The following is a 24,572-nucleotide window of genomic DNA, read 5'->3' as shown; positions in this document are numbered from 1 at the left end:
TGTGGAACGCTTGCCGTCATGACACTTCTCGGGCGCTACCGGGCAACCGGCGCAGACCTGCCGTTCGGCGATCCGCTCCGCGCACACGGGGTGGCCATGGAGGGGTATTTCCTCAGGGTCACCGACGCCGAGCGGGGTCGCGCGGTGATCGCGCTCATCGGGATCAACCGGGGGCCGGACGGGCACTGGGCGACCCTGGGTCTGGCCTCGGACGAGGTGCCGCCGCCGGCCGGTGCGGGCGGGGTCCCCCGGCCGGGCGACGGCGCCACCTCGTCGTCGTCGTTGTTGTCGTCCGGCACGTCGTCCTCCCTCCGTCTGGCCGCCGCGCCGCAGGGGTGGGCGGATCCCGATCGCCTGGGGGCCCGCTCCGGTGAGCTGTTCGACTACCGGGCGGACGGCGTGCGAGTGGACATGGGGGAGGGCGCCCGCCTGCACGTGGACATCACCGATCCCGTCGGGTGGCCGCACCGCGCGGTGGGCGGGTCGAGCATCTTCCAGTCCGTTCCCGCCCTCAACCAGTACTGGCACCCGTGGCTGCTCGGCGGCAAGGCGCGGGGCTGGGCCGAGCTCGACGGCCGGCGCTGGGAGTTCGACGGCGCCGACGTCTACGGCGAGAAGAACTGGGGAGCCGAGGGTTTCCCGGACTCCTGGTGGTGGGGCCAGGCGCAGGGCTTCTCCGAGCCGGGCACGTGCGTCGCGTTCGCCGGCGGACAGATCCACTCGGGCCCGCTGCGCACCGAGGTCACGGCCCTGGTGGTGCGGTTGCCGGGGGGCCGGGTGATCCGGCTCGGCAACCCCGTGGTCTCGCCGGTGCGCGCGGACGTGGGCGACGACGTGTGGGCGCTGGAGGGTCGCGGCTACGGGTGGCGGATCCGCGTCACCGGCCGCGCACCGTTGGGTCGGGCGCACGTGCTGCCCGTCCCGCTGCCGTCGGAGAAACGGAACTCGGCCGGTGCGATCGAGCATCTGTCCGGCGAGCTCGACGTCGAGGTGTGGCGCCACGGCCGGCTGGTGTGGAGCGACCAGAGCCCGCAGGCCGCACTGGAACACGGAGGTCTGGAGCGTGCGGAGGCGGAGCTGCGGCGTCGCGGCGTGCCGGTGGGGGAGACGGGCGCCGCCCCGGAGTAGGTCCTCCGCGCTCCCGTTCCGCCCTGCCGCAGGACTCGTGGGTTCCCGGGCTCGTCGTTGACAGTGTGTTCGTCGTCACATAACGTCCAGAAACGAGTTCAGTTTAGCGACGACGGGAGAGCGATGTCAGACAGCAGTAGCGAGGTGCGACTCACCTCGGAGATGAAGATCCACGACGACGTCACCATCGATCGGCTCCGCTCGATCCTCGCCGACGTCAGTCGGGGCGCCGCGGCCGAGGGCGACCACATCCGCGGGCACAACTTCTACCTCGACGAAGGAGCGCGGATTCTCTTCGCTCACGAGCACTACCGGGACGCGGACGCGATGCTCACGCACCTCGCCGAGATGGATCAGGCGAAGGTCGGCGAGCTCATGTCGACGGTCGACGTGCTGGACCTCCGGATCTACGGGCCCGTCAACACTGAGCTGCGTGAGCTGCTCGAAGGCTTCGGCTCGCCCCGGACCTTCGAGTTCGTCAGCGGCTTCACCCATCTGCGAGCGTGAGATGGCCGCCCGGTCCGGATGCGAGAAGTTCCTCCAAACCGACGAAGGGGAAGCAGGACGGGCGACGTAGGGCGCTCTGGCAGAACGTGGGCCGGGCCCCGGGGGCGACCTCGGGGCCCGGCCCACGTCCGTCGTGGGGTGCGGCGCAGACGGGAGGGGCGGCCCGTCGCGGAAACGTAGTCGTGTCAGCAGGATTCCAGCCGCGACCTGCACCGGCGATGGGGTCGATGTCGATGACCGCCCTGACCTGGTCAGACGTCCACCTTCGGGCCAAAACAATGATTTCCTACTTTCTGCACACTATGCCTTGCGTCACAGTGTGATCGTGGTTACAGTCGCCCTAAGTGAATTCAGCTCGAAAGCTACGGAGGGATCAGACGTGACCGAAGAACAGCGCCTCAAGAACCTGGACCTGGTGCGGGCGTACACAGACGCTCTCAACAAGTGGGACATCGAGACGATGAGCGAGCTGTCCACCGAGGACGTCGTCTTCGAGCTCCCGTTCCGGCCCCCCACGTTCGGACGCGAGACCGTCGGACGTACCGCGTACATGGAGGTGCTCGCCCAGGCTCGCGACCACATGATCGACGGGTCGGAGAACCTGCACGACCTCGAGCTCGACACCCTCGCCTCCAACCCGGACGTCGTGATCGCCACCTACAAGAGCGACATGCTCCTGCGCAGCGGCGCCCGGTACGCGAACGAGTACATCTCCCGCTTCGTCTGTCGCGACGGCAAGATCGCCCGCTTCGTCGAGTACTACGACTCGATCATCTTGTTCCGCGCCCTCGGCGGGACCCTGGTGGAGGCCGGCGAGTCCGAGCTCCTCCCGGAGGGCCTCAGGTCCTGAGCGAACCACGCGGACGCCCCGACACAGCACGTCACACCGGAGGAGAAGACCATGGGTAAAGAACTGCCCGACCCGAGCACCGTCGTCGCCGACGCCCCCACGTGTCCGTTCGTGGACATGTGGTCGGAGGAGTACAACGAGAAGAACCTCGAGACCCTCAAGCACCTGCGCGAGGAGCACGACCTGGCCTTCCACAAGCAGGGCAACACGACCGTCCCGTTGGTGACCCGCTACAAGGACCTGTGGAAGATCCACCGTGACTGGAGGACGTTCCAGTCCGGTCGCGCCGCCTCGCATTTGGCCGACCGCCGATACGACGACCCGAACGACGACCCGACCTTCATCCCGCTCGACACCGATCCGCCGGTCCACAGTGAGTGGCGCAAGATCCTCGAGCCGCTGCTGACCCTCAAGAAGATGGAGGCCCACGCGGAGCTCATCGAGAAGATCGCCGACGACCTGCTCGAGGGTCTCGAGGGTCGCACCAGGTTCAAGGTCATGGACGAGTTCGTCCGTCCGATGCAGGCGCGGGCGATCTTCGCCGTGATCCTCGGTGTCCCCGCCGACAGTGACCGGATCCTCCAGTTCTCGGCGTGGGCGCAGGACGCGCTGATCGTTCCCGAGCGGGCGGTCGAGGCCTTCGGCAAGCTCAGCTCCGCCCTCCTCGAGATCCTCCAGGAACGTCGGGAGAACCCCCGTGGCGAGGACGACATCGTGACCGTTCTGGCGAACTGTCGGCCCGGTGGAGAGGTTCCCGACGACGGCGACCTCATCAAGATCATGATCGCGCTGACGCTGGGCGGACTCGAGTCCACCGGCACCGTCCTGAGCGGCACGATCCACCACATGGCCACACACCCGGAGGACCTGAAGGAGCTACAGGACGACATGTCCCTGCTCGACGAGGCGATCGAGGAGGCGCTCCGGCTGTTCGTCAACGTGACGCTCACCCAGCGCACCGTCACCACGGAGACGACGCTCAACGGGTACGACCTCAAGCCCGGTGACAAGATCTGGAACCTGCCGGGCTCGGCCAACCGCGACGAGTCGGTGTTCCCCGACGGGGACAGCTGGAACGTCCATCGCGAGAACAAGCGCCACGTCTCCTTCGGCGCCGGCATCCACCGCTGCCTCGGGTCGAACCTCGCGCGGATCTTCCTGCGCGTCGCGTTCACGGCGGTGCTCACCCGCATGCCCGGCGTGACCCTCGTCCCGGACCAGGAGATCCACACCCACTCCATGCCGACCCGCGGGCTCACCGAGTTCGAGGTCACGGTCGACGAGATCACCCCCGCCGCGTCTGTCCGCTGAGCCCGGACGCCCGAAACCCGAGAGGACACATCATGAAGGTGAAGATCGACCACGAGTTCTGTGTGGGTCACGCCCGCTGCTACACGTTGGAGCCCGACCACATCGCCGAGGACGAGCGCGGCCGCGGCGTGGTGCGCGACGACGCCCCGGAGATGTCCCCCGAGACGGCGCGCCGTCTGGTCCGGGCCTGTCCGGAGTCCGCCATCTCGATCGTGCGGGATTCGTGAGGGATCGATGACCATGCTCCAGGACCCGCTGCGTGCCGACATCGTCCACCTCGGGGACGGCTCGTCCGGTGACGTGTCGATAGACGCGGTCGTCGCAGGGCGACGAGACGTGGCGGAGGGCGTCGTCGAGCTGGTGCTCGAGGCGGCCGACGGCGGTGACCTGCCCGTGTGGGAACCCGGCGCCCACATCGACATCGTGCTGGACGACGGCGCGATCCGTCAGTACTCGCTGTGCGGTGATCCGGCGGACCCCACGACCTACCGTGTGGCGATCCTGCGCGAGCCCGACGGCCGTGGAGGGTCGCGGCGCATCCACGAGGAGCTCCACCCGGGCGCCCGCGTGGAGATCAAGGGCCCGCGGAACCACTTCCCGCTCCGGGAGTCCCCGCGGTACCTGTTCATCGCCGGGGGGATCGGGGTGACCCCACTGATCCCCATGATGCGCGCGGCCGAGGCGGCCGGCGCCGAGTGGCGCTTCGTCTACGGAGGCCGGAGCGAGTCGACGATGGGATACGTCGACGAACTACGCGCGTGGGGGGACCGGGTCACGATCTGGCCCGAGGACTCCCACGGGTTGATCGACCTCGAGAGGTTGCTCGGCTCGCCCGAGGAAGGAACGCTCGTCTACTCGTGTGGGCCGGAGCCGCTGCTGGCGGCCGTGGAGAAGCGGTGCGCCACGTGGCCCCAGGGTTCACTGAACCTGGAGCGTTTCTCGGCCGTCGAGGTCGACACGTCGCGGGACTCCGGTTTCGACGTGGAGCTCCGGCAGACCGGGACGACGCTCCACGTGGACGAGGACCAGACGATCCTCGAGGTGGTGACGGAGGCCGGTGTCTACGTGTCGACGTCCTGCACCGAGGGGACCTGCGGTTCCTGCGAGACCACCATCCTCGAGGGCACCGCCGACCATCGCGACGTCGTCCTGTCCCCGGAGGAGCAGGACGCGCAGGAGACCATGATGATCTGCGTCTCCCGGGCGACCTGTCCCCGCCTCGTGCTCGACCTCTAGGCCTCGTCTCCTGACCCGGTTCACCGGGCCGGGCCCGGCCCACCCGACCATGAAAAACCAGGAGGATCAATGCTCCCGAGGAGCTACAGCGAGTTCTACATCGACGGACAGTGGCGCGCGACGGACTCGACCGAGAGCTTCCCCGTGGTGTCCCCGTCCACCGGCGAGCCGATCGGCGAGGTGCCCCGCGCGACCCGGTCGGACATCGACGCGGCCGTCGAGGCCGCCCGCCACGCGTTCTACGAGACCGACTGGGCCACCCGACCCGTCGAGGAGCGCGCGGCCCTGTGCGAGGCGCTCGCGGCGAGGCTCTACGAGGTCAAGGACGAGATGGCCGAGTTGCTGGTGGACGAGCTGGGCTGCACCCGCATGCTGGCGGACGTCTACCAGGCCGTGGCCCCGACCCTGCACTGGAACTACAACGCGGAGGTCGGGCGCACCTTCCCGTTCAAGGAGGTCCGGACCGCTGACCTCGGGCCACTGGCCGGGGGGTCCGCCGGGGGCATGATCATGCCGTACCAGACCCAGGCCCTCGTGGTGCAGGAGCCGGTCGGCGTGGTCGCGACCATGGTCGCCTACAACTTCACCATGCCCGGGACCTCGCAGAAGGTGGCGCCGGCGATCGTCGCGGGCTGCACCGTCGTGATCAAGGTCCCGGAGCCCGACCCGCTCGCGGTGTTCGCCCTGGGCCAGCTGGTCCACGAGGTGGGCTTCCCGCCCGGGGTGATCAACATCGTGGCTGCGGGGCCCGAGGAGTCGGCCTACCTCGTCTCCCACCCGGACGTCGACATGGTGAGTTTCACCGGGTCCACGACCGTGGGCTCCCACATCGGCCGCGAGTGCGGTGCGCTGATCCGACCGGTCGTGTTGGAGCTCGGTGGGAAATCGGCGGCCATCGTCCTCGACGACGCCGATCTCGACACCACCGTCCCCACGCTGCTGGGGGTCAGTGTGATCCCCTCCAGTGGTCAGAGCTGTGTGTGTCAGAGTCGGTTCCTGGTGTCCGAGGCCAGGCACGACGAGCTGGTCGAACGCCTGGTCGCCGCGATGGCGGACATCAGAGTCGGCGACCCGCACGACCCGCAGGTCGACATGGGTCCGCTCATCACCGAGGCGCATCGGGAGCGTGTCCTCGCGATGATCCGGCGCGCCGTCGACCAGGGCGCCACGGTGGCGTTCGGCGGCGGTGTCCCGGAGGGTCTCGACACGGGATGGTACGTCGAGCCGACCCTGCTGACCGGGGTGACGCCGGACATGGAGATCGCGCAGGAAGAGGTCTTCGGCCCCGTGGTCGCGGTGATCTCCTACCGCGACGAGCAGGATGCGATCCGGATCGCCAACGACAGCCGCTACGGCCTCGCGGGATCGGTCTACACCTCCGACGTCGAGCGCGGATTCGAGATCGCACGCAGGGTGCGGACGGGGACGTTCTCCGTCAATTCGTTCTCCGCAGACTTCAACTCGCCCTTCGGCGGATTCAAGGAATCCGGGATCGGTCGCGAACACGGCGTCGCCGGACTCGAGGGGTATCTCATCCCCAAGTCCATCTCTGTGGACCCGTCGATGGCCATCCCCGAGTCCGTCGTCAGGGACGCGGACGTGGTCACGAGCGGCGTTCGCAAGGGCGGCGCCTGACCGGCCGGGCACCGGGCGCCGCGCGGGAGGTCAGATCTTGCGCAGGCGCAGCCGTTGGATGGAATGGTCGGAGTTCTTGCGCAGCACCAGAGTCGCCCGCGGCCGGGAGGGCAGGATGTTCTCCACCAGGTTGGGCCGGTTGATCGAGTTCCAGATCTCGCGCGCCGCCAGCCGGGCCGCCTGGTCGGAGAGGTCGGCGTAGTGCGCGAAGTGCGAGCCGGGGTTGGAGAACGACGTCTTGCGCAGTTCCAGGAACCGCTCGACGTACCACTTCTCGATGTCCTCGATCTTCGCGTCGACGTAGAGGGAGAAGTCGAACAGGTCCGAGACCATCAGTCGCGGGCCGGTCTGCAGCACGTTCAGGCCCTCGACGATCAGGATGTCGGGGCGGCGGACCTCGATGGACTCGTCGGGGACGATGTCGTACTTGGTGTGCGAGTAGACGGGCGCGCGGACCACCGGGGCGCCGGACTTGACCTCGGTGACGAAGCGCAGCAGGGCCCGCCGGTCGTAGGACTCGGGATAGCCCTTGCGATGCATGAGCTGGCGTCGTTGCAGTTCACGGTTGGGGTGCAGGAACCCGTCCGTGGTGATCAGGTCCACCCGGGGGTGGGAGTCCCAGCGGGTCAGCAGCGCGCGCAGCACACGGGCGGAGGTGGACTTTCCCACCGCCACGGAGCCGGCCACGCCGATCACGAACGGCATGGGGGCGTCCACGGTCTCGCCGAGGAACAGGTTGGTGGACTGGAACAGCCGCTGGCGGGCCGTGACCTGCAGGTGGATGAGCCGGCTGAGCGGCAGGTAGATCTCCGCGATCTCGTCCAGGTCCAGGTGCTCGCCCAGGCCGCGCAGGCCCTCCAGGTCCTGCTCGGTGAGCACCATGGGCATGGCCCGCCTGAGCCGCCGCCAGCTCCGGCGGTCGAACTCGACGTACGGCGTGTAGTCGCCGGCGTGTCTGCTCACGGTTACCGATTGTGTCAGGTGCCCACGGGGGAGAGGCCTCCAGGTGCCCTGGCACTAGAGTGGACGACGACGACGAGGCGGGCCGTGGCCGACACGGTTCGCCCGAAGTGAATGCCCACGCGCGAGGAGCTGCAGCGATGACCGACCCGAACACCGACGTGTTCTCCGCCTCCCTGTCCGAGCTGGACCCGGAGGTGGCGGAGGCGATGGCCGGCGAGCTGGCGCGTCAGCGCGACACGCTGGAGATGATCGCCTCCGAGAACTTCGTGCCCCGCTCGGTGTTGCAGGCCCAGGGGTCCGTGCTCACCAACAAGTACGCCGAGGGCTACCCGGGGCGGCGCTACTACGGCGGCTGCGAGCACGTGGACGTGGTGGAGAACCTCGCGCGGGATCGTGCCAAGGAGGTGTTCGGCGCCAAGTACGCCAACGTCCAGCCGCACGCCGGCGCGCAGGCCAACGCCGCGGTGCTCATGGCGCTGGCGGATCCGGGTTCCAAGATCATGGGCCTGTCCCTGGCCCACGGCGGGCACCTCACGCACGGGATGAAGCTCAACTTCTCGGGCAAGCTCTACGAGGTGGCCGCCTACGAGGTCGACCCGGAGACCATGCAGGTCAACATGGACACCGTGCGCGAGATGGCGCTGGCGGAGAAGCCGGACGTGATCATCGCCGGCTGGTCCGCGTACCCGCGCACGTTGGACTTCGCCAGGTTCCGCGAGATCGCCGACGAGGTGGGCGCCAAGCTCTGGGTGGACATGGCGCACTTCGCCGGCCTGGTGGCCGCGGGCCTGCACCCCAGCCCGGTGCCCCACGCGGACGTCGTCTCGACCACGGTCCACAAGACCCTCGGCGGGCCGCGTTCCGGCATGATCCTCACCAACGACCTCGAACTGTTCAAGAAGCTCAACTCCGCCGTGTTCCCGGGCCAGCAGGGCGGGCCGCTCATGCACGCGATCGCCGCCAAGGCCACCGCGATGAAGATCGCCGGCACGGAGCAGTTCCGCGAGCGTCAGCAGCGCACCATCGAGGGCGCCAAGATCCTCGCCGAGCGACTGACCGCGCAGGACTGCAGGGACGCGGGGGTCTCGGTGCTGACCGGTGGGACTGACGTGCACCTGGTGCTGGTGGACCTGCGTGACTCCGAGCTCGACGGCCAGCAGGCGGAGGACCTCCTCCACTCGATCGGCATCACCGTCAACCGCAACGCGGTGCCGTTCGACCCGCGCCCACCGATGATCACCTCGGGGTTGCGGATCGGCACGCCCGCCCTGGCCACCCGTGGTTTCGGTGCGGAGGAGTTCCGCGAGGTCGCCGACATCATCGGCACCGCTCTCGCCGCCGGTAAGGGTGCCGACCTGGCCGCCCTGCGCGAGCGCGTCTCCGTCCTGGCCGCGGCCAAGCCCCTCTACGAGGGCCTCGAGGAGTGGCGCATCCTCGGCTGACGCCACCCGGATACGACGAACCCCCCGCGGTACACACCGCGGGGGGGTGTCCCTATGAGGATTGTCAACGGTTTGGCCGAGTCTCTTCGCTAGTTCAAGCGGCCGCCGGCATCTGTGGTGGTGACGCGGGTTCGCGGTAGAACTCGCGGTTGGTCAGCATCGCGTAGATGACGTTGCTTCGGCGTCGCGCCAGGCACATGACGGCGGCGTTGTGCTTCTTTCCTTCTGCCCGTTTGCGCTGGTAGTAGCGGCGTGATGGTTCGTGGCAGTTGCTGGCGATCCAGGCGCTGCGGAACATGGCGTTCTTGAGTCGCTTGTTGCCGCTGCGAGCGGGGAACTCGCCTTTGATGGAGGTCCCGCTTCTTCTGGTGACCGGGGCAATCCCGGCGTATGCGGCCAGGTGTGATGCGGAAGCGAAGTCACTGGCATCGCCGACTGCCAGCAGAATGTTGGAGGCGGTCTTGATCCCGATGCCGGGCATCGAGATCAAGACCTCGGCAAGAGGGAATTCATCGAGCATCCCCTCGACCTGATCTGCGATGGTCTCGCGCTGTTCTTGTAGGGCTTTGATGTTCGCTGCGAGCTGCGGAATGACCAGTTCCGCGGCGTCGGTTCCGGGCACGGTGACCGTCTGTTTGGCGAGCGCTGCGAAGATGCGGTCGATGAGCTCGATAGGGTCTTTCCGTGACCTGTTCCGTGCCCATTTGAGAACTCGTCCTCGGCCGGCGGCAGCGAGCTTGGTGGGCCCGCCGTAGTGGATGAGCAGGTCTAACACGATAGCTCGGGCCAGGATCTCGCCTACGAGTACTCGCTCGAATGCGGGATGGATCTGCGTCAGAACACTGCGTAGGCGGTTCTTGGCCCGGGTGCAGTCGCGGGCGATGTCGTCGTCGAAACCGGCGAGCATCTTCAGTGCCGAGAGCACTTCACTGTCGCGGTCCACCGCTCGCAGTGTGTGCGGCATCGTGCGAGCAGTGTCGGCGATAATGAACGCATCCCGCGCGTCGGTTTTCGACCGGCCGGGGTATAGATCTGCAGCCTTTCGCATCGCAAGACCTGGCAGGTAGGCGACCTGGCAACCGCAGTCGCGAGCGACCGCGATTGCCAGGGCGCCGATGGTGTTGGGTTGATCGACGATCATCAGCACGGGCCCGTGCTGCTGCAGGCCGACGAACACCTCGCGCAGCGCGGCTTCGTCTTGGACTAGGGGTTTGTCGTAGAGGCGGGAGCCATCCTCGGCGAGGGCGCATGCGTGATGAGCACTCTTTCCGACGTCCAGTCCCACGTACACGGCGTAGTTCTCGGACATGGCGATACTTCCCTTCTGAAGCATCACTGCTGGTCACCGTCTTGACACCCGATGCCGACACCCACGTTACGAAGAGACCTCGCCGACCTGGCGGGCCGCGTCCCTATCAGCGGTCAACGCGTGTCTCTCGAGCAGGTGGCAACACCCCCCGGACCATCGATGGCAGGGCAAGAAAGCCATGCCCACTCGAGCGACCAGACCTCCGACCACCGGAGGTGCAATAAAGGTAACGGGTTCCTCGTCGCCGGGATGGACGCAGAGGGTGGGATCAGTCGGTGAAGCGGATCCTCGGGGTGCGGCAGATGAGGAGTCGACGGACCATGTCATCCCCGGTGAGTTGTGCGCTGGCGTTGAAGCTCGCCTCGAACTCGCCGTCGCGACGGGTCTCGCCCAGGCACAGCTCGGTGTCCCCGACCCGGGCGCCGCTGAGGATGTGGTGGGTCAGGACGCTCTTCTCACGCTGGGCGAGGTAGACCTCCAGCCCGGCGCGGTCCCCGTGGAACTCCGCGGCGGAGTCACCCTTCGAGAACTGGATGGACAGCTGGAAGTCGTCGGTGATGTGCTCCAGGACGCGGTCCGGGTCGTCCGAGTCCATGATCTCGAACCAGGCGTGCAGCAGCGGGGTGTCGGCGGACATGTGGTGCTCCGTTCAGGGGAGGTCGGGGGAGGCGTGGGTGGGAGGGGCGAGGCTGGGAGAAGCCAGGCCGAGTTCGGGGTCGAACGCGACCTGGTAGCCGGTGATCAACCCGTCGTCGTCGATCCGGGCGGACGCGAGGAAGTGCCCGGTGATGGTCACCCCGTCCTCGACCACGGCGCCGTAGACGAACTCGAGCTCGCCGGTCCGGGTGGCGTGGGTGGGGACGTGGCGTCGGTCGACGGGTCCCCGGCCCTCCAGGTAGCGGCGGACGCCGTCGCGATCCGTGCCGCGCACGGCGGTGCCGGGCAGGAGGATCGCGAAGGAGACGTCCGGCGCGAGCAGTGCGATCCCGGCGTCGAGCTCGCCGGAGTCGACCAGGGAGTAATACGTGACGAGAGTGGATTCGGACAGGGTGGAATCGGCCGCGGTCATGAATCGAACTTAGTTTAGTACCGGTGCCGAACTCAAGACCTTGCGTGATCCGCCTCACTATGCTGTCATGTGATGAATTGAACTCAACTCAGGTTTGGTTGAGGAGTTCAGTCGAGGAGAGGACAACTCGTGACCCAGCAGACCCGGACCGCGCGACCCGAGGCCGACCCGTCGATCATCCTGCCCACCCCTGAGCGGGAGGAGTTGCGCGCGGTGGTCGCCCAGTTCGTCTCCCGTCACGGTGATCACGAGGGGATCCGCCAGTCGGTCGAGACCGACCTCGGATACTCGGATGCGCGATGGCGCACGCTCAACGACGAGTTGCAGGTCGCGGCGCTCGCCGTGCCCGAGGAGCTCGGTGGGCACGGCTTCGGCTTCGCAGACCTCGGTGTGGTCCTCGAGGAGACCGGGGCGGCGCTGCTGCCGGAGCCGATCCTCGCCAGTGCCGTCGTTGCCTGTCAGGCGCTTGTCCGGGCGGACGATCCGGATTCGGTCGCCGACCTGCTCGGTGAGGTCATGGAGGGCACCCGGACGGTCGGGGTGGCACTCGACGCCGAGGTCACCCTGGCGACCGGCGGGGCCGGGCCCGTCACAGACGGCGCCGTCGACGGAACCGTCGAGGGCGTCCTCTGGGGGCAGACGGTCGACTCCCTCGTCGTGGTCGCGGACTCCGGCGGTGAGCAGGTGCTCGTGATCGTCGATCTCACCGGCGCGTCACGGCAGGCGAGGGAGGTCGTCGATCTCACGAGGCGTCGCGCCGACCTCCGGCTCGAGGCGGCGCCCGCGCGCGTGCTCGTCGGGGCCGGTCGGTTCGGTGATGCGGTCCGCGAACTGCACCTGATCACCGGCGCCGCGCTCGCCGCGGAACACGCGGGGATCGCCGCGCGACTGCTCGACGACACCGTCGCCTACGTAGGCCAGCGCCACCAGTTCGGCCGACCGATCGGGTCGTTCCAGGCGATCAAACACCGCCTCGCGGACATGCTGGTCGACCGCGAGAGAGCTCGTTCGGCCGCGATGTACGCCCTCGCCGTCCTCGACGAGGACGGCGCCACCGACGTCGACCTCGCCGTGGCGGTCGCGTCCTCCGTCTGTGCGGACGCCGTGACCGCCAGCGCCTACGAGGCGATCCAGCTGCACGGCGGGATCGGCTTCACCTGGGAGCACTCCGCCCATTTCTACCTGCGCCGCGCACTCGGGGACGAGGGCGCGTTCGGGGGAGGGCGGCAGGCTCGACGGTCGATCGCGGATCTGGTCGGGGTCTAGGGATGACCACATCGGAGTCCCCGGCCGGGAGCGCACGCGAACCGCGCGGCGCCGACGAGCCCCTCAGCGCGCACGAACTGATCACCACCACCCGGGCCGTGCGCCGGCGGCTCGACCTCGAGCGCCAGGTGGACCCCCGGTTGTTGGAGGAGTGCGTCGCCGACGCCCTCCAGGCGCCACAGGGTTCCAACCTCATGCGCACGGAGTTCGTCATCGTGCGAGATCCTGGCCGCATCGACCGCCTCGGCCGGATCTACCGCGAGGAGTTCGACGGCTTCTACCGCGCCAGCGACGTCGGATTGTTCAACCGGGTGGACTCCGACCCCCGGCACGCCGCCCAGAGCAGACGGACCAGGGATTCCGCCGAGCACCTCGCTGCTGTCATGTCCCGCGTGCCGGTGATCGTCATCCCGTGTCTGACCCCCCGGCTCGCCGAGGGTGATGTCCTCACCGCCAAGCACCGGCTCGCGACCGTGTACCCGACCGTGTGGAACTTCATGCTCGCAGCGCGACTACGTGGGCTGGGCACCTGCTGGACCGGGATGACCCTCGGCCGCGAGGACGAGGTCGCCGAGATCGTCGGGATCGATCCCTCCCTGGTCGAACAGGTCTGCATGATCCCGGTGGCCCACCACACCGGCACCTCGTTCCGCCAGGCGTGGCGGCCACCGGCGGAGGAGTTCATCCACTGGGACTCCTGGTGAGCACCGGAGCGGGAGGCGACCGACCGCGGGCGCTCTCGCTCCGAAGCCAGCGGGCGTTCCGGGCACTGGAGGCGGTCCAGCTCGCCAATGCGGTGGCCGTGTGGATCCACGTGGTCTCGGTCCAGTGGGTCCTCACCGAACGCGGCGAGTCCGCGTCGATCATCTCGCTGGCGCCCGCGGCCATGGCGGTGCCGTTCCTGGTGCTCTCGCTCCCGGTCGGAGTGGTGGCGGGATACGCCTCCCGGAAGAAGATGATGGCGCTGGCCACCACCACTTCTGCCCTGGCCGCGGTGGCCGCGACGGCGCTGACGGTCACGGGGACCGACGATGCGCTGCCGATGATCCTGTCCGTCGTCCTGGTCGGCACGGCCCTGGTGGTGGTGGGTGTCTCCTGGCAGTCACTCCTGCCCGAGACGGTGGACCGGCGGTTGATCCCCACCGCCGCGCTCGTCGACGGCGCGGTGTTCAACCTCGCACGCTCGCTGGGCCCGCTCCTGGCGGGATTCGGTCTGGGGTTCGCCGGTGCGGAATGGGCGTTCGCGGTGGTCGCCGTCCTGTCGGTCGGGTGTGCGCTGACGTTGTGGCGGATGGAACGGCGCTCACCCGACCGCACCTCGACGCGGCGGGCGATCATGCCCGAGATCTCGGGGGCGGTGCGGTTCGTGGCCAACTCGGCGTGGACCACCCGGCTGCTGTTCCAACTCTTCCTCTTCGGGGTCCCCTCCAGTGCCCTCTGGGCCCTCATCTCGCTGGCCGTGCACGACCGGCTCGGGATGGGCGCGGACGGGTTCGGGGCGCTCATGGCACTGATCGGCGCCGGCGCGGTGGTGGCGGTCGTCGGCTTCGGCGGGCTGCGCAGACGTCTGCGGGTCACGGTGTTCGCGGCCTGCGGCGCGTTCGTCTACGCCTGCGCCCTGGCCGTGCTGGCGCTCTCCACCTCGTCGGTGGTGGTCGCCGTCGCCATGCTGTTCGCCGGCGCGGCGTGGGTCAGCGTGCAGAGCACCTGGATGTCGATGGGGCACCAGTTCTTCCCCGACTGGGTCCGGCCCCGGTTGATCGCGTTCATCCTCCTGATGTTCCAGGGGACCCAGGCCGTGGGATCGCTTCTGTGGGGGGTCGTGTCCGATGTCGCCGGCCTGCAGGCGGCGCTCCTGACGGCCGCGGGGTTCATGCTGCTCAGCTGCCTCTCGCTCCTGGTCGTGGGACTGGGGGCCGAGACGGGGATCGAACCCGTCCTGGTCTCCGAACTCGGTGGGCCCGCGCCGCAGCCGGAGACGGCCACCGGCGAGGGGGCCTCTGGCGCAGGGACCACCGGGGCCCGGGGTTCTGGTCCCGTTCTGATCCGCTACGAGTACCGCGTGCCGGAGCACCGTCGCCAGGAGTTCCGGTCGGCAATTCGCATCCTCCGGCGTTCCCGTCTCCGGCTCGGGGGTCGGGACTGGCGCCTGGAGACCCCGGCCGGAGATCCCGGATTGTTCGTCGAGTCCTACCGGGTGAGCAGCGCCGAGGAGTTTGCTGAGCAGGAGAGGGCGCGTCTCACCGTTCCCGAGACGCGACTACGCCACCGGGTCGAGTCGTTGGCGGCGTCCGTCGCGGGTCCGCGGGTGGAGGTCGGGGTTCCGGCATCGCGCGGCAGGCGTGGTCCGCGGAGTTCCCGAAAGTAGTGAACTGACTTCAACTCAGGTGGTACGGTGGGGTACGTCACAGCCGCCGCGACCCTTCGGGAGCCCCTCATGGAGAACGCCGTCGATCTTCTCGTCATCGGTGCCGGCATGGCCGGTCTCACCGCCGCCGCCCGCGCCACCGAACGGGGCGCCCGCGTGGTGGTGCTGGAGAAGGGCGACGAGACCGGCGGGTCCGCGCGGTTCGCAGGATATGCGTGGACCGCGCCCACCCGGGAGATCATGGCGGAGATCAACCCCCATGGGGACCGGGAACTGCGCAACGCGGTCGTCGACGACTTCCCGGCCGGGCTCGACTGGATCCGCGGCCGGGGCGTCGAGTGCGCCGAGGGGGTCCCGGTCCTGCGCTACGGCATCGGCCACGCGTTCGACACCAACCGGTATCTCGACGCCTGCGCCCGCGAGATCAAGGCCGCCGGCAACACAATCCACACGGGCGCGCACGTGCAGGGCCTCGTCACGGAGGCCGACGCCGTGGTCGGGGCGACCGTGCGGACCGGCGACGGCGAGGTCCGCGAGCTGCGGGCACGCAACGTCCTGCTGGCCACCGGGGGCTTCCAGGCGAACGCGGAACTGGTCGAGAAGCACCTCCACCCTCTGGCCTCACGGTTTCCGCTCCGCTCCAACCCGAACAGCGACGGCGGGGGCCTGACCCTGGCGGAGTCGGCCGGCGCCGCGATCGGCTTCGACGACGCCGGCTTCTACGGCCACCTCATCCCGTCGGGGATGCCGTTCCGGGACTCCGGTGACTTCGTCGGCATCTCCCTCTACTACTCCGAGCACGCGCTGCTGTTCAACCTCCACGGAGAGCGGTTCGTCGACGAGACCCAGGGTGATCACCTCACGGCGATGGCGCTCATGGAGCAGCCCGAGGCCCGTGGCCTGTTGGTCGCCGACGAGCGGGTCTACCGCGACTGGATCTGTGGGTCCTATGTCGAGGGCGCGGTCGCGATCGACAAATACACCGAGGCGTCCAAGCGTGGCGGGCGATGCGGCCTGGCGGAGACGCTGGAGGAGTTCGAGTACCTTCCCGAGGAGTGGGGCTACGAGGGCGCCACCATCGCGGAGGGGATCCGCCGGGTCAACGCGGCCGGCCAGAAGGCCGTTCCGCCGCGCGAGTACGACTTCACCCCGCTCGACCGCGGGCCGTACTACATCGTCGAGACCACACCGGCCGTGACGTTCCCCTTCGTCGGGGTCAGGATCGGCGCCGACACCTCGGTCCTGCGCGCCGACGGCACGGCGATCCCGGGTCTGCTCGCCGCCGGCTCGGACACCGGCGGGGTGTACCGGCGCGCCTACGCGGGCGGCCTGGCCCCCGCCCTGGTCTTCGGGCTGCGCGCGGGCGACGCCGCGACCGGCGGCTGAGCCCGGCCCCCGCTTCCACCCCGCGCCGCCTACCGAGAGGCCCCTCGTGACCACCGATTTCCCGCACGCGTTCTCCCCGTTCACGCTCGGCCCCCTCACCCTGCGCAACCGCCTGGTCGCGCTGCCGGCGGGCACGAGCATGGCCACGGACGGGGTGCCGACCCACGGCGACCAGGAGCACTTCGAGCGGCTCGCGGCGGGAGGCGTCGGGCTCATCGTGGGCGGCGCGACAGTGGTCCATCCCTCGACCACGCTGCGATCCCGCAAGCTCGTCGAGGCCTACAGGGACGAGGTGGTCCCCGCCCTGACGGAGAAGGCCGCGGGGGTCCACCGGCACGGCGCGAAGATCATCGGGCAGCTGTGCCACCTGGGTCGGGAGTTCATCGGCGGCGAGTCGGACTCGCCGCCCAGCGCCCCCTCGCCGGTCAAGACCGTACGCGACGCCTACCCGCCGCACGAGATGAGCGTGGAGGAGATTCGCGACGTCGTCGACGGGTGGGGTGTCTCCGCGGCCAATCTGGCCCGGGCCGGGTACGACGGCGCCGAGATCCACGCGGCCCACGGGTACCTGCCGGCCCAGTTCATGTCCGCGCTCACCAACGGGCGGGCCGACGCGTACGGCGGGTCCTTCGAGCGCCGGATGAGGTTCGTCGACGAGGTGGTGGCGGCGATGCGCGCGGCGATGCCGGAGAACATGGTCCTCGGTGTCCGGCTCAGCGGGGAGGAGGAGATCCCCGGCGGGATGGGGATCGAGGACTGCGTCCGTATCGCGCGACACCTGGCCGAGTCGGGGTCCGTCGACTACTTCAGCATCACCCACGGGACCCGCGGCACATACGTCAAGGACGCCACCCACCCCGACGGCGTGGCGGTGGACTCGGCCGCGCGGGTGCGCTCCGAGACCGGGCTGCCGGTACTCGTTGGTCAGCGCATCCGCGACGCCGCCACGGCCGACCACATCGTCAAGAGCGGGAAGGCCGATCTGGTGGGCATGGCCCGGGCACTGTTGGCCGATCCGGACCTGCCGAACAAGTCCGCCGAGGGGCGGCTGGGCGAGATCCGGGGATGCCTGGGGATCAACCAGGACTGCCGCGCCTTCGATCCCCATCTGCACTGCGCGGTCAACGCCGAGATCGGCCGGGGCCGGCACCGGAACGTCGGGGTGCGCGCCGCCACGACGAAGGACGTCTACGTCATCGGCGGTGGGCCGGCAGGACTCGAGGCCGCCCGCGTCGCCGCCGGGCGTGGTCACCGCGTGACAGTGTTCGAGGCCGCGTCCGAGCTGGGCGGAGCCGTCCGGGTGGCCGCACTGTCCCCGCACCGTGTCACGCTCATCGACGTCGTCGACTATCTCTCCGCCGAGATGCGCCGACTGCGGGTGGACGTGAACCTCGGCGCGGAGATCGGGCGGGACGACCTGTCCGAACTCGCCGACGCGGCCGACCACGTCGTCGTCGCCACCGGTTCCCGCCCCGGCCCCGTGCCCGCCGGTCGCGCCCTCACCGTCGTGACGGTCGACGACGTCCTGGTCGGCCGGATCCCCGCCGAGGTGGGCCGCGCGGTCGTCTACGACGAGAGCGACGGGTTCTGGCCCGGCTACAGCGCGGCCGAGGCGCTCGTGGCCCGGGGATGGGACACCCGCGTCGCCACCCCCCTCACCGCGCTCGCCTCACGGGTCCCCGCCGAGAGCGTGGGACCGCTCCTCGGCCGGTTGGGCTCGGCCGGCGCACGGTTCCACGTGGCCACGGCGCTGGAGTTGCCCGGTTCCGACGACGACGAGGGGGGCCGCCTCGTGCACGTGTTCGGGGGCGGGGAGACGGCGCTCGATGCCGACCTCGTGGTGTGGCACCGGCCCCGCACCGCGGTCGACGGGCTCGCCCGTGCCCTCGGCCGACGCGAGGACGTCAGCGTGATCGGCGACTGCGTGACACCCCGCCGGATCAGCCACGCGATCGCCGAGGGCTACCGGGTGGGCGCCGAGATCTGACCCGCCCCGCGCCCCGAGCGCCCCGCCGGCCCGACCGCTCCAACCGCCCCGACCCAGCACGGAGGAACGATGAACCCCACCACCACGGCATCCGAGATGCAGGCGTGGCAATGGACCGGAACCCACGAGCCTCTGACCCTGTCCACGGTCCCGGTGCCCGGACCCGGCCCGGGCGAGGTCCTGCTGCGGGTACGCGCCGCGGGGATGTGCCACTCGGACGTCGGTGAGCTCGACGAACCCTCGTGGGCGGTCAACATCCACCGATGTCCGATCACGCTCGGACACGAGATCGCGGGCGACGTGGTGGCACTCGGTGAGGGAGTGCACGACGTCGCCGTCGGCGCCCGTTGCGGTGTCCACCCGCTCGGCGCCACCGTGCCCGGGTACGGACGGGACGGCGGGTACGCGGCGTTCCACGTCGCACCCGCCGCCGATCTGGTGCCGCTGCCGGACGGTCTGAGCTACGAGCTGGGCGCCCTCGGGACAGACGCCGGGATGACCTCGCACCAGGCCGTGGCCGAGGTCGCCGGCGTCGGGCCGGGTGACCGCGTGGGGATCATCGGCCTCGGGGGCCTCGGGCAGATCGGCGCGCGCATCGCCGTCCTGCTGGGGGCCCAGGTGTACGCCGCCGACCCCAGCCCGGAAGCAAGGCAGCTGGGGATGCGGGCGGGGGCGACGACGGTCGTCCCGGACGCGGCGGAGTTGGCGGGCCTCGGGCTCGACGCCGTGGTGGACTTCGCGGGCTTCACCCACACGGCCCAGGCGGCCGTCCGCGCGATCAGGGTGGGTGGGGTGGTGGTGATGGTCGGGATGGGCGCACACACGAGTGAGCTCGTCACGGCCGACGTGATCCACCAGAGAGCTCTGATCCGCGGGTCCTCCGGCGGGACCACGCAGGACATCGAGGCGGTCTACGGCTATCTCCGCGACGGGCGGATCACCCCCGTCGTCGAGAAGCTGACATTCGACCGGGTGGACGAGGGGATCGACAGGCTGCGGCAGGGGCAGGTCACCGGGCGCCTGGTCGTGACCATGTGACGCCACCGGAACCATCACGAGGACACGGGAACGGCGACGAGAGGACTGGACGATGACGCAGACGGGACAACACGGCAGGTTCGCGGGGAAGGTGGCGGTGGTCACGGGGGCCGCCTCGGGCATCGGCGCGGCCGTGGCGAGGCAGCTCGCCGCCGAAGGGGCACGCAGGGTCCACGTGGTGGATCTCGCGCGGGACGCGGCGCGGCGGGCCGCCGAGGAGATCGGCGGCGCCGCGCACGGGGTGGACGTGGCCGACCCGGACGCCGTCCGTGAGCTCTTCGAGAAGATCACGGCCGAGGACGGGCGGGTGGACGTGGTCGTCCACGCGGCGGGGATCGATGACCCCGTGGCCAAGGGCCACATCTACGAGGCGGCCGAGACCGGCGAACCGGTGGACGTGTTGACCCGGCTCGACGACTCCACGTGGCGCCGGATCCACGCCGTCAACCTGGACGGCACCTTCCACATCCTGCGCGAGGCGGTCCGGGCGATGCGCCCCGGCGGGGGAGGGGCGATCGTCACCGTGGGGTCGTCGGCGGCGTTCGACACCCTGGTGGGCTACCCGCACTACGCGTCCTCGAAGGCGGCCGTGCACGCACTGAGCCAGTCCGTGGCCAAAGAGGTCATCCACTTCGGGATCCGGGTGAACACCGTGGCCCCGGGGCCCGTCGACACCGCCATGGCCGCCCGGACTCCGGAATCCGTGCGCACGCGGATGAACGAGGGCGCGGCGATCGGCTACGCCACCGCGGAACAGCTCTCGGAGAGCATCACCTACCTGGCGTCCGATCAGGCATCGAACGTCGTCGGCGCCGTGCTGTTGAGCAACGGGGGGCGCTTCACCGTGTGAGGCGTCCGCAACCCGCGCCCCGGAGCCCGGGGCGCGGGCGCCCGGAACACGTCTTCGCGAAAACATGGACATCATGTGATCTCTCTCATACAGTCTACCGAAGCGAGTTCAATTCAGTGGGCTTGCGGTATCCGCGAGGAGTTACTTCATGACACGCACCAAGGTGGCCACCGCGCTGGCCGGGCTCGTCTCCGCCGCGCTCGTGGTGGCGGGCTGCAGCTCGGGCGGAGGCGAGGCCCCGGAACTGGCGGGCTCGTGGGACGAGATCGTCGCCGCCGCCGGGGACGAGGGGAGCGTGACGATCTACTCCAATCACGCCCCGTCCAACCTGGAGGCGCTCAAGGTCGCGTTCGAGACCGAGCACCCCGGGATCTCCTTGAACTACGTCCGCGGGACGGACTCCGACCTCATCCCCAAGGTCGAGGTCGAGAACCAGACGGGCAGTGGCGTCGCCGACGTCCACATGACCACCGACGCCGGCTGGATCCACCGCAGCCTCGACTCCGGTGACTACTCGGCGGAGGTGGTCGCGCCCGCGATCGACGATCCGGCGTACCGAGCGGAGGACGGGGTGCTGGAGGACACCTTCTTCGTCACCAGCGCGACCTCGATCGGGCTCGCCTGGAACACCACGAACGTCCCCGACGGGCTCGATTCCCCCGAGGATCTGCTGGATCCCCGACTCGACGGCAAGGTCGGGGTGGTGACCCCGGCGGGATTCCCGGCCGTGGTCCACATCTATCGCCGCATGGACATCGATTACGGGACCGATTTCGTCGATCGCCTGGCGCAGGGTGATCCGCAGATCTACACCAGTGCCCCGGCTGTGACCCAGTCGCTCGCATCAGGTGAGATCTGGGCCGCGCCCGGAGCGTCGATGGACGTCCTGGTGGAGCGGGACAAGGGGGCGCCGGTCGACTTCACTCTGCCCGAGAACCCCATCGGCATCCCGTTCTACTCGCACGTCCTGTCGGCGGCCCCCAACCCCAATGCCGCCCAGGTGCTCGCGGACTTCATGCTCACGCCGGCGGGTCAGGCCGCGCTGTCGCAGAACTACATCGCTGTCCTGCCGGGGGTTCCGGGCACGGGTGTCGAGGGCTCGGATGTCGTGGCGCAGGACATCGAGCTCGCGGACCCGGACACGCTGGAGGCGAGCGCGGTCGAGGAGTACGTGGCCGACTGGGAGCAGAAGTTCCTCGGCTGACGACCCACCCGGAAGTGGATGCGGCGAAGTTAACGGTTTCTCGCTATCGCGCTCACGTGACCCAGGTCATATATTAACCTGAAGCTAATTCAATTCGGCTCCCTGAGGGGGCCACGAAAGGAGGGGGAGCGATGAGCTTTTCCAGGATCAAGGCCACCGTCGCCGGGGGAGCAGCGCTCGCGCTGATCCTCGCAGGGTGCGGTTCGGACTCCGGTTCGGGCTCCGAGCTCGCCGGCTCGTGGGACGAGATCGTCACCGCCGCCCAGGAGGAGGGGAGCGTGACCATCTACTCGACGCACTCCCCGGACAATCTCGAGGCGCTCAAGCAGGCGTTCGAGGCGGAATACCCCGGCATCACGCTCACCTACGTGCGCGGTACCGATGCAGACATCCTGCCGAAGATCGAGGTGGAGAACTCGACCGGTTCCGGCGTCGCGGACGTCCACATGACGACGGATGCCGGGTGGATCAACCGCAGCTTCGACACGGACTACTCGGCCGAGGTCGTGGCCCCGTCGCTGGAGAACCCCGACTACGACCCCGAGGAGAGCGTGCTCGAGGACAAGTTCTTCCTCACCAGCGCGACCGTCTTCGGACTCGGCTGGAACACCACGCAGGTGCCCGAGGGGTTGGAGACGCCGGACGACGCCATCGATCCCCGGTTCGACGGGAAGGTCGGCATCCAGAACCCCAACGGCATCCCGACCTATGTGGACATGTACCGCTCGATCGACGTGGACTACGGCGAGAACTTCCTCGAGCGCCTGGCCGAGACCAACCCGCGCGTCTACGCCAGTGCGGTCGCGATCACCCAGGCGCTGGCCTCCGGTGAGGTGTGGACGGCGCCGATGGCCGCGAGCAACGTCTTGACCGAGAAGGAGAAGGGCGCACCCGTCGACTTCGCGCTCCCCGAGGACCCCTGGGGCGTGCCCTGGTACTCGCACGTGCTCGCCTCGGCACCCAACCCGAACGCGGCGCAGCTCCTCGCCGACTTCCTCATCACGCCCGAGGGACAGGAGGCCATCTCGGCCGACTATCTCTCGGTGCTCCCGGACGTCCCGGGCACCGGAGTCCCGGGATCGACCGTCACCGCGCAGGACGTGGAACTCGGTGATCCCGACACCCTCGACCCCGAGACGGTCGAGGCGTACCAGGCCCAGTGGGAACAGCGGTTCCTGGGCTGAGTCACGACCGGCCCGTGGTGCGGTCCCCCCTCGCCACGGGCCGGCTGCCCGCACCCGGCCGATTGCACGGCGCACTTCTTCGAGCAGAGGTTTGATCCACATGAAGAGTCCAGGTTCGCGAACGATCTGGCGACACCGATTGATATACGTGCCATTGATCCTCGTACTCGCGTACCTGGTGGTCTGGCCCCTCTACAAACTTCAGTCGCTGGCGTTCGCCAACGGGGCGCGCGGCTACCGCTCGCAGTACGGCCGGGCCGACATCGTCGACACCCTCCTCACCACGGCGGCACTCGGGTTCTTCTCCCTCGTGATCGCGATGGTGTGTGGCACCGTCCTCGCGTTCGCGACCACGCGGTTGCCGCGCCGCATGGGATTCCTGCGGTTGGTGCCGATCCTGCCGATCGTCATCCCGTCGGTTGCCAACGTCGTGGGGTTCGCGTTCCTGCTCTCCCCGGGGCCGGGCTACGTCAACATGCTGTTGCGGATGCTCCCCTGGTGGAGTGATCTGCAATCCGGTCCGGTGAACGTGTACAGCCCCACCTGGATCATCATCATCACCGGCTTCAGCCTCACCTCGTTCGTGTACCTGTTCGTCAGTGCCGGGATGCAGAACATCAGCGGCGAGCACCTCGAGGCCGCGCAGATCGCGGGGTCAACGACCATCGGGACGTTCTTCAAGGTCGTCCTGCCACTGCTGCGCCCGTCGCTCGTCTACGGAGCCGGTGTGGCCCTCCTGCTGGGACTCGGTCAGTTCACCGCGCCCCTGCTGCTGGGCCAGAACGAGGGGGTCAAGGTGCTCGCCACCGAGATGTACCTCCGCGCCTCGGAATCCCCCATCAACTTCGCCGCCGCTGCGGCGGCGGGTTCGCCCCTGGTCGTCATGGGCATCATCGTCGTGTTCGGTCAGCGGGCGATCCTGGGGAACCAGGCCCGGTTCGTCACCCACGGTGGCAAATCCTTCTCCCCGGTCGGGGGCTCCTCGCACTGGGCCACCGTGATCGTGAGCCTCTACGGGCTCGTCGCCCTGATCCTCCCGCTGGCCGGCGTGATCATCGTGTCCCTGACCCCGTACTGGTCGGGCGAGCTGTCCGCGGACCTGTTCACGCTGGACAACTACAGGGCCCTGGTCACCACTCCGGGCATCGTCGACTCGGTCGTCACCAGCGTGGTGACGTCGATAGTCGCCGTGCTGATCTGCGTGCCCATCGGCTTCGGCATCGCGAACCTCATGGTCAAGAGACAGGATCTCCCCGTTCTGCGGACGATCGCGGACCTCATCACGGCCCTGCCAATGGGCATCCCCGCCGTCATCTTCGGTGTCGGGTTCCTTCTCACCTACACCGAACCACCGCTCATCCTCTACGGGACCAAGGCCGTCATCATCCTGGTCTACGTGGTGCTCATGATCCCGTTCGCCACCCGCATGCAGCTGACGGCGCTCATCTCGATGGGCGACAAGTACGAGGAGGCCTCCGCGGTCTCCGGTGCCGGGCCGGTGGCCACGATGCTCAGGATCACGCTGCCGATGCTCAGGCCGACGATCTTCAGCTCGATCGCGTTGATGTTCATCCTCCTGACCCACGAGTTCGCGGCGTCGCTGATGGTCCGCTCCGCGACCACCCAGGTGATGGGCACCCTGCTCTATGACCACTGGAGCAACGGGTCCTACACGCTCGTCGCGGCTCTGGCGATCCTCATGTCCGTGGTCACGGGTGCCGGCGTCGCCGTGGCGATGCTGGTCGGCGGCCGGAACGTCCTGGAGAAGCTGTGAAGTCGCCCTGCGGGTGCGTGCCCGCACTGTTCATCTGTGTCCGAGCCGAGCGATACCGCCGGCAA

Annotated in this window: 22 protein-coding genes; 18 read left to right on the top strand and 4 right to left on the bottom strand. The window is 69.1% G+C overall.

The window, feature by feature from the left end; genetic code table 11:
* Positions 1 to 18: 18 nt before the first annotated feature.
* The 7 genes from NJE57_RS03235 (at position 19) to NJE57_RS03205 (ending at position 6,667) form a co-directional block, all read left to right on the top strand.
* Positions 19 to 1,128: a tocopherol cyclase family protein gene (locus tag NJE57_RS03235; RefSeq protein WP_319026913.1), complete on the top strand. Its 1,110-nt coding sequence runs from the start codon at positions 19 to 21 to the stop codon at positions 1,126 to 1,128.
* Between the two features lie 123 nt (positions 1,129 to 1,251).
* A complete protein-coding gene (locus NJE57_RS03230; protein ID WP_319026912.1) occupies positions 1,252 to 1,635 on the top strand; it encodes a hypothetical protein in 384 nt (127 codons plus the stop codon).
* Between the two features lie 379 nt (positions 1,636 to 2,014).
* The gene (locus NJE57_RS03225; RefSeq protein ID WP_319026911.1) at positions 2,015 to 2,485 is read left to right on the top strand and encodes a nuclear transport factor 2 family protein; all 471 of its coding nucleotides are present in this window, start codon (positions 2,015 to 2,017) and stop codon (positions 2,483 to 2,485) included.
* A 51-nt stretch (positions 2,486 to 2,536) separates the two neighbouring features.
* Entirely contained in the window at positions 2,537 to 3,796 is a 1,260-nt protein-coding gene (locus tag NJE57_RS03220) for a cytochrome P450 (protein ID WP_319026910.1), read from the top strand.
* Positions 3,797 to 3,828: 32 nt separating this feature from the next.
* A complete protein-coding gene (locus NJE57_RS03215; RefSeq protein ID WP_319026909.1) occupies positions 3,829 to 4,023 on the top strand; it encodes a ferredoxin in 195 nt (64 codons plus the stop codon).
* 7 nt (positions 4,024 to 4,030) lie between these two features.
* On the top strand, positions 4,031 to 5,032 hold the full coding sequence (locus tag NJE57_RS03210) for a PDR/VanB family oxidoreductase (RefSeq protein WP_319026908.1): 1,002 nt from the start codon (positions 4,031 to 4,033) through the stop codon (positions 5,030 to 5,032).
* 69 nt (positions 5,033 to 5,101) lie between these two features.
* Entirely contained in the window at positions 5,102 to 6,667 is a 1,566-nt protein-coding gene (locus NJE57_RS03205) for an aldehyde dehydrogenase (RefSeq protein WP_319026907.1), read from the top strand.
* A 30-nt stretch (positions 6,668 to 6,697) separates the two neighbouring features.
* Here NJE57_RS03205 and coaA read toward each other — a convergent pair whose 3' ends face one another.
* Positions 6,698 to 7,630 carry a type I pantothenate kinase gene (gene coaA, locus NJE57_RS03200; RefSeq protein WP_319026906.1) on the bottom strand — a complete coding sequence of 311 codons (933 nt, stop codon included), beginning with the start codon at positions 7,628 to 7,630 and terminating at the stop codon, positions 6,698 to 6,700.
* A 137-nt stretch (positions 7,631 to 7,767) separates the two neighbouring features.
* On the opposite strand from coaA, the gene glyA reads away from it, so the two are divergent.
* Positions 7,768 to 9,072 (top strand): serine hydroxymethyltransferase, encoded by a 1,305-nt coding sequence (gene glyA / locus NJE57_RS03195; protein ID WP_319026905.1) that lies wholly within the window; start codon positions 7,768 to 7,770, stop codon positions 9,070 to 9,072.
* 94 nt (positions 9,073 to 9,166) lie between these two features.
* Here the strand turns inward: glyA and NJE57_RS03190 are convergent, their stop codons facing one another.
* The 3 genes from NJE57_RS03190 to NJE57_RS03180 form a co-directional block, all read right to left on the bottom strand.
* On the bottom strand, positions 9,167 to 10,381 hold the full coding sequence (locus NJE57_RS03190) for an IS110 family transposase (protein ID WP_319026904.1): 1,215 nt from the start codon (positions 10,379 to 10,381) through the stop codon (positions 9,167 to 9,169).
* A 268-nt stretch (positions 10,382 to 10,649) separates the two neighbouring features.
* Positions 10,650 to 11,018: a hypothetical protein gene (locus NJE57_RS03185; RefSeq protein ID WP_319026903.1), complete on the bottom strand. Its 369-nt coding sequence runs from the start codon at positions 11,016 to 11,018 to the stop codon at positions 10,650 to 10,652.
* Positions 11,019 to 11,030: 12 nt separating this feature from the next.
* On the bottom strand, positions 11,031 to 11,450 hold the full coding sequence (locus NJE57_RS03180) for a nuclear transport factor 2 family protein (RefSeq protein WP_319026902.1): 420 nt from the start codon (positions 11,448 to 11,450) through the stop codon (positions 11,031 to 11,033).
* Positions 11,451 to 11,579: 129 nt separating this feature from the next.
* On the opposite strand from NJE57_RS03180, the gene NJE57_RS03175 reads away from it, so the two are divergent.
* The 10 genes from NJE57_RS03175 (at position 11,580) to NJE57_RS03130 (ending at position 24,507) form a co-directional block, all read left to right on the top strand.
* Positions 11,580 to 12,716: an acyl-CoA dehydrogenase family protein gene (locus tag NJE57_RS03175; protein ID WP_319026901.1), complete on the top strand. Its 1,137-nt coding sequence runs from the start codon at positions 11,580 to 11,582 to the stop codon at positions 12,714 to 12,716.
* A gap of 2 nt (positions 12,717 to 12,718) precedes the next feature.
* A complete protein-coding gene (locus NJE57_RS03170) occupies positions 12,719 to 13,420 on the top strand; it encodes a nitroreductase family protein (protein WP_319026900.1) in 702 nt (233 codons plus the stop codon).
* Positions 13,417 to 15,084, top strand: coding sequence for an MFS transporter (locus NJE57_RS03165; RefSeq protein WP_319026899.1), 1,668 nt, complete (start codon positions 13,417 to 13,419; stop codon positions 15,082 to 15,084). Before NJE57_RS03170 ends, NJE57_RS03165 begins: the two co-directional genes overlap by 4 nt.
* 69 nt (positions 15,085 to 15,153) lie before the next feature.
* Positions 15,154 to 16,470, top strand: a complete 1,317-nt coding sequence (locus NJE57_RS03160) for an FAD-dependent oxidoreductase (protein ID WP_319027087.1) — start codon at positions 15,154 to 15,156, stop codon at positions 16,468 to 16,470.
* Between the two features lie 46 nt (positions 16,471 to 16,516).
* Positions 16,517 to 18,457 (top strand): FAD-dependent oxidoreductase, encoded by a 1,941-nt coding sequence (locus NJE57_RS03155; RefSeq protein ID WP_319026898.1) that lies wholly within the window; start codon positions 16,517 to 16,519, stop codon positions 18,455 to 18,457.
* A gap of 69 nt (positions 18,458 to 18,526) precedes the next feature.
* Positions 18,527 to 19,495: a zinc-binding dehydrogenase gene (locus NJE57_RS03150; protein ID WP_319026897.1), complete on the top strand. Its 969-nt coding sequence runs from the start codon at positions 18,527 to 18,529 to the stop codon at positions 19,493 to 19,495.
* Between the two features lie 52 nt (positions 19,496 to 19,547).
* A complete protein-coding gene (locus NJE57_RS03145) occupies positions 19,548 to 20,345 on the top strand; it encodes an SDR family NAD(P)-dependent oxidoreductase (RefSeq protein ID WP_319026896.1) in 798 nt (265 codons plus the stop codon).
* Positions 20,346 to 20,493: 148 nt separating this feature from the next.
* Positions 20,494 to 21,549, top strand: a complete 1,056-nt coding sequence (locus NJE57_RS03140; protein ID WP_319026895.1) for an ABC transporter substrate-binding protein — start codon at positions 20,494 to 20,496, stop codon at positions 21,547 to 21,549.
* A 131-nt stretch (positions 21,550 to 21,680) separates the two neighbouring features.
* On the top strand, positions 21,681 to 22,733 hold the full coding sequence (locus NJE57_RS03135; RefSeq protein ID WP_319026894.1) for an ABC transporter substrate-binding protein: 1,053 nt from the start codon (positions 21,681 to 21,683) through the stop codon (positions 22,731 to 22,733).
* Positions 22,734 to 22,833: 100 nt separating this feature from the next.
* Positions 22,834 to 24,507 carry an iron ABC transporter permease gene (locus tag NJE57_RS03130; RefSeq protein ID WP_319026893.1) on the top strand — a complete coding sequence of 558 codons (1,674 nt, stop codon included), beginning with the start codon at positions 22,834 to 22,836 and terminating at the stop codon, positions 24,505 to 24,507.
* Positions 24,508 to 24,572 lie beyond the last annotated feature (65 nt).

The organism is Dietzia sp. PP-33 (assembly GCF_033790845.1).
In the GTDB taxonomy this organism is placed as follows: Bacteria; Actinomycetota; Actinomycetes; order Mycobacteriales; family Mycobacteriaceae; genus Dietzia.
Note: the sequence above shows the minus strand (reverse complement) of the source record. Positions and strands in the feature narration are given on the sequence as shown.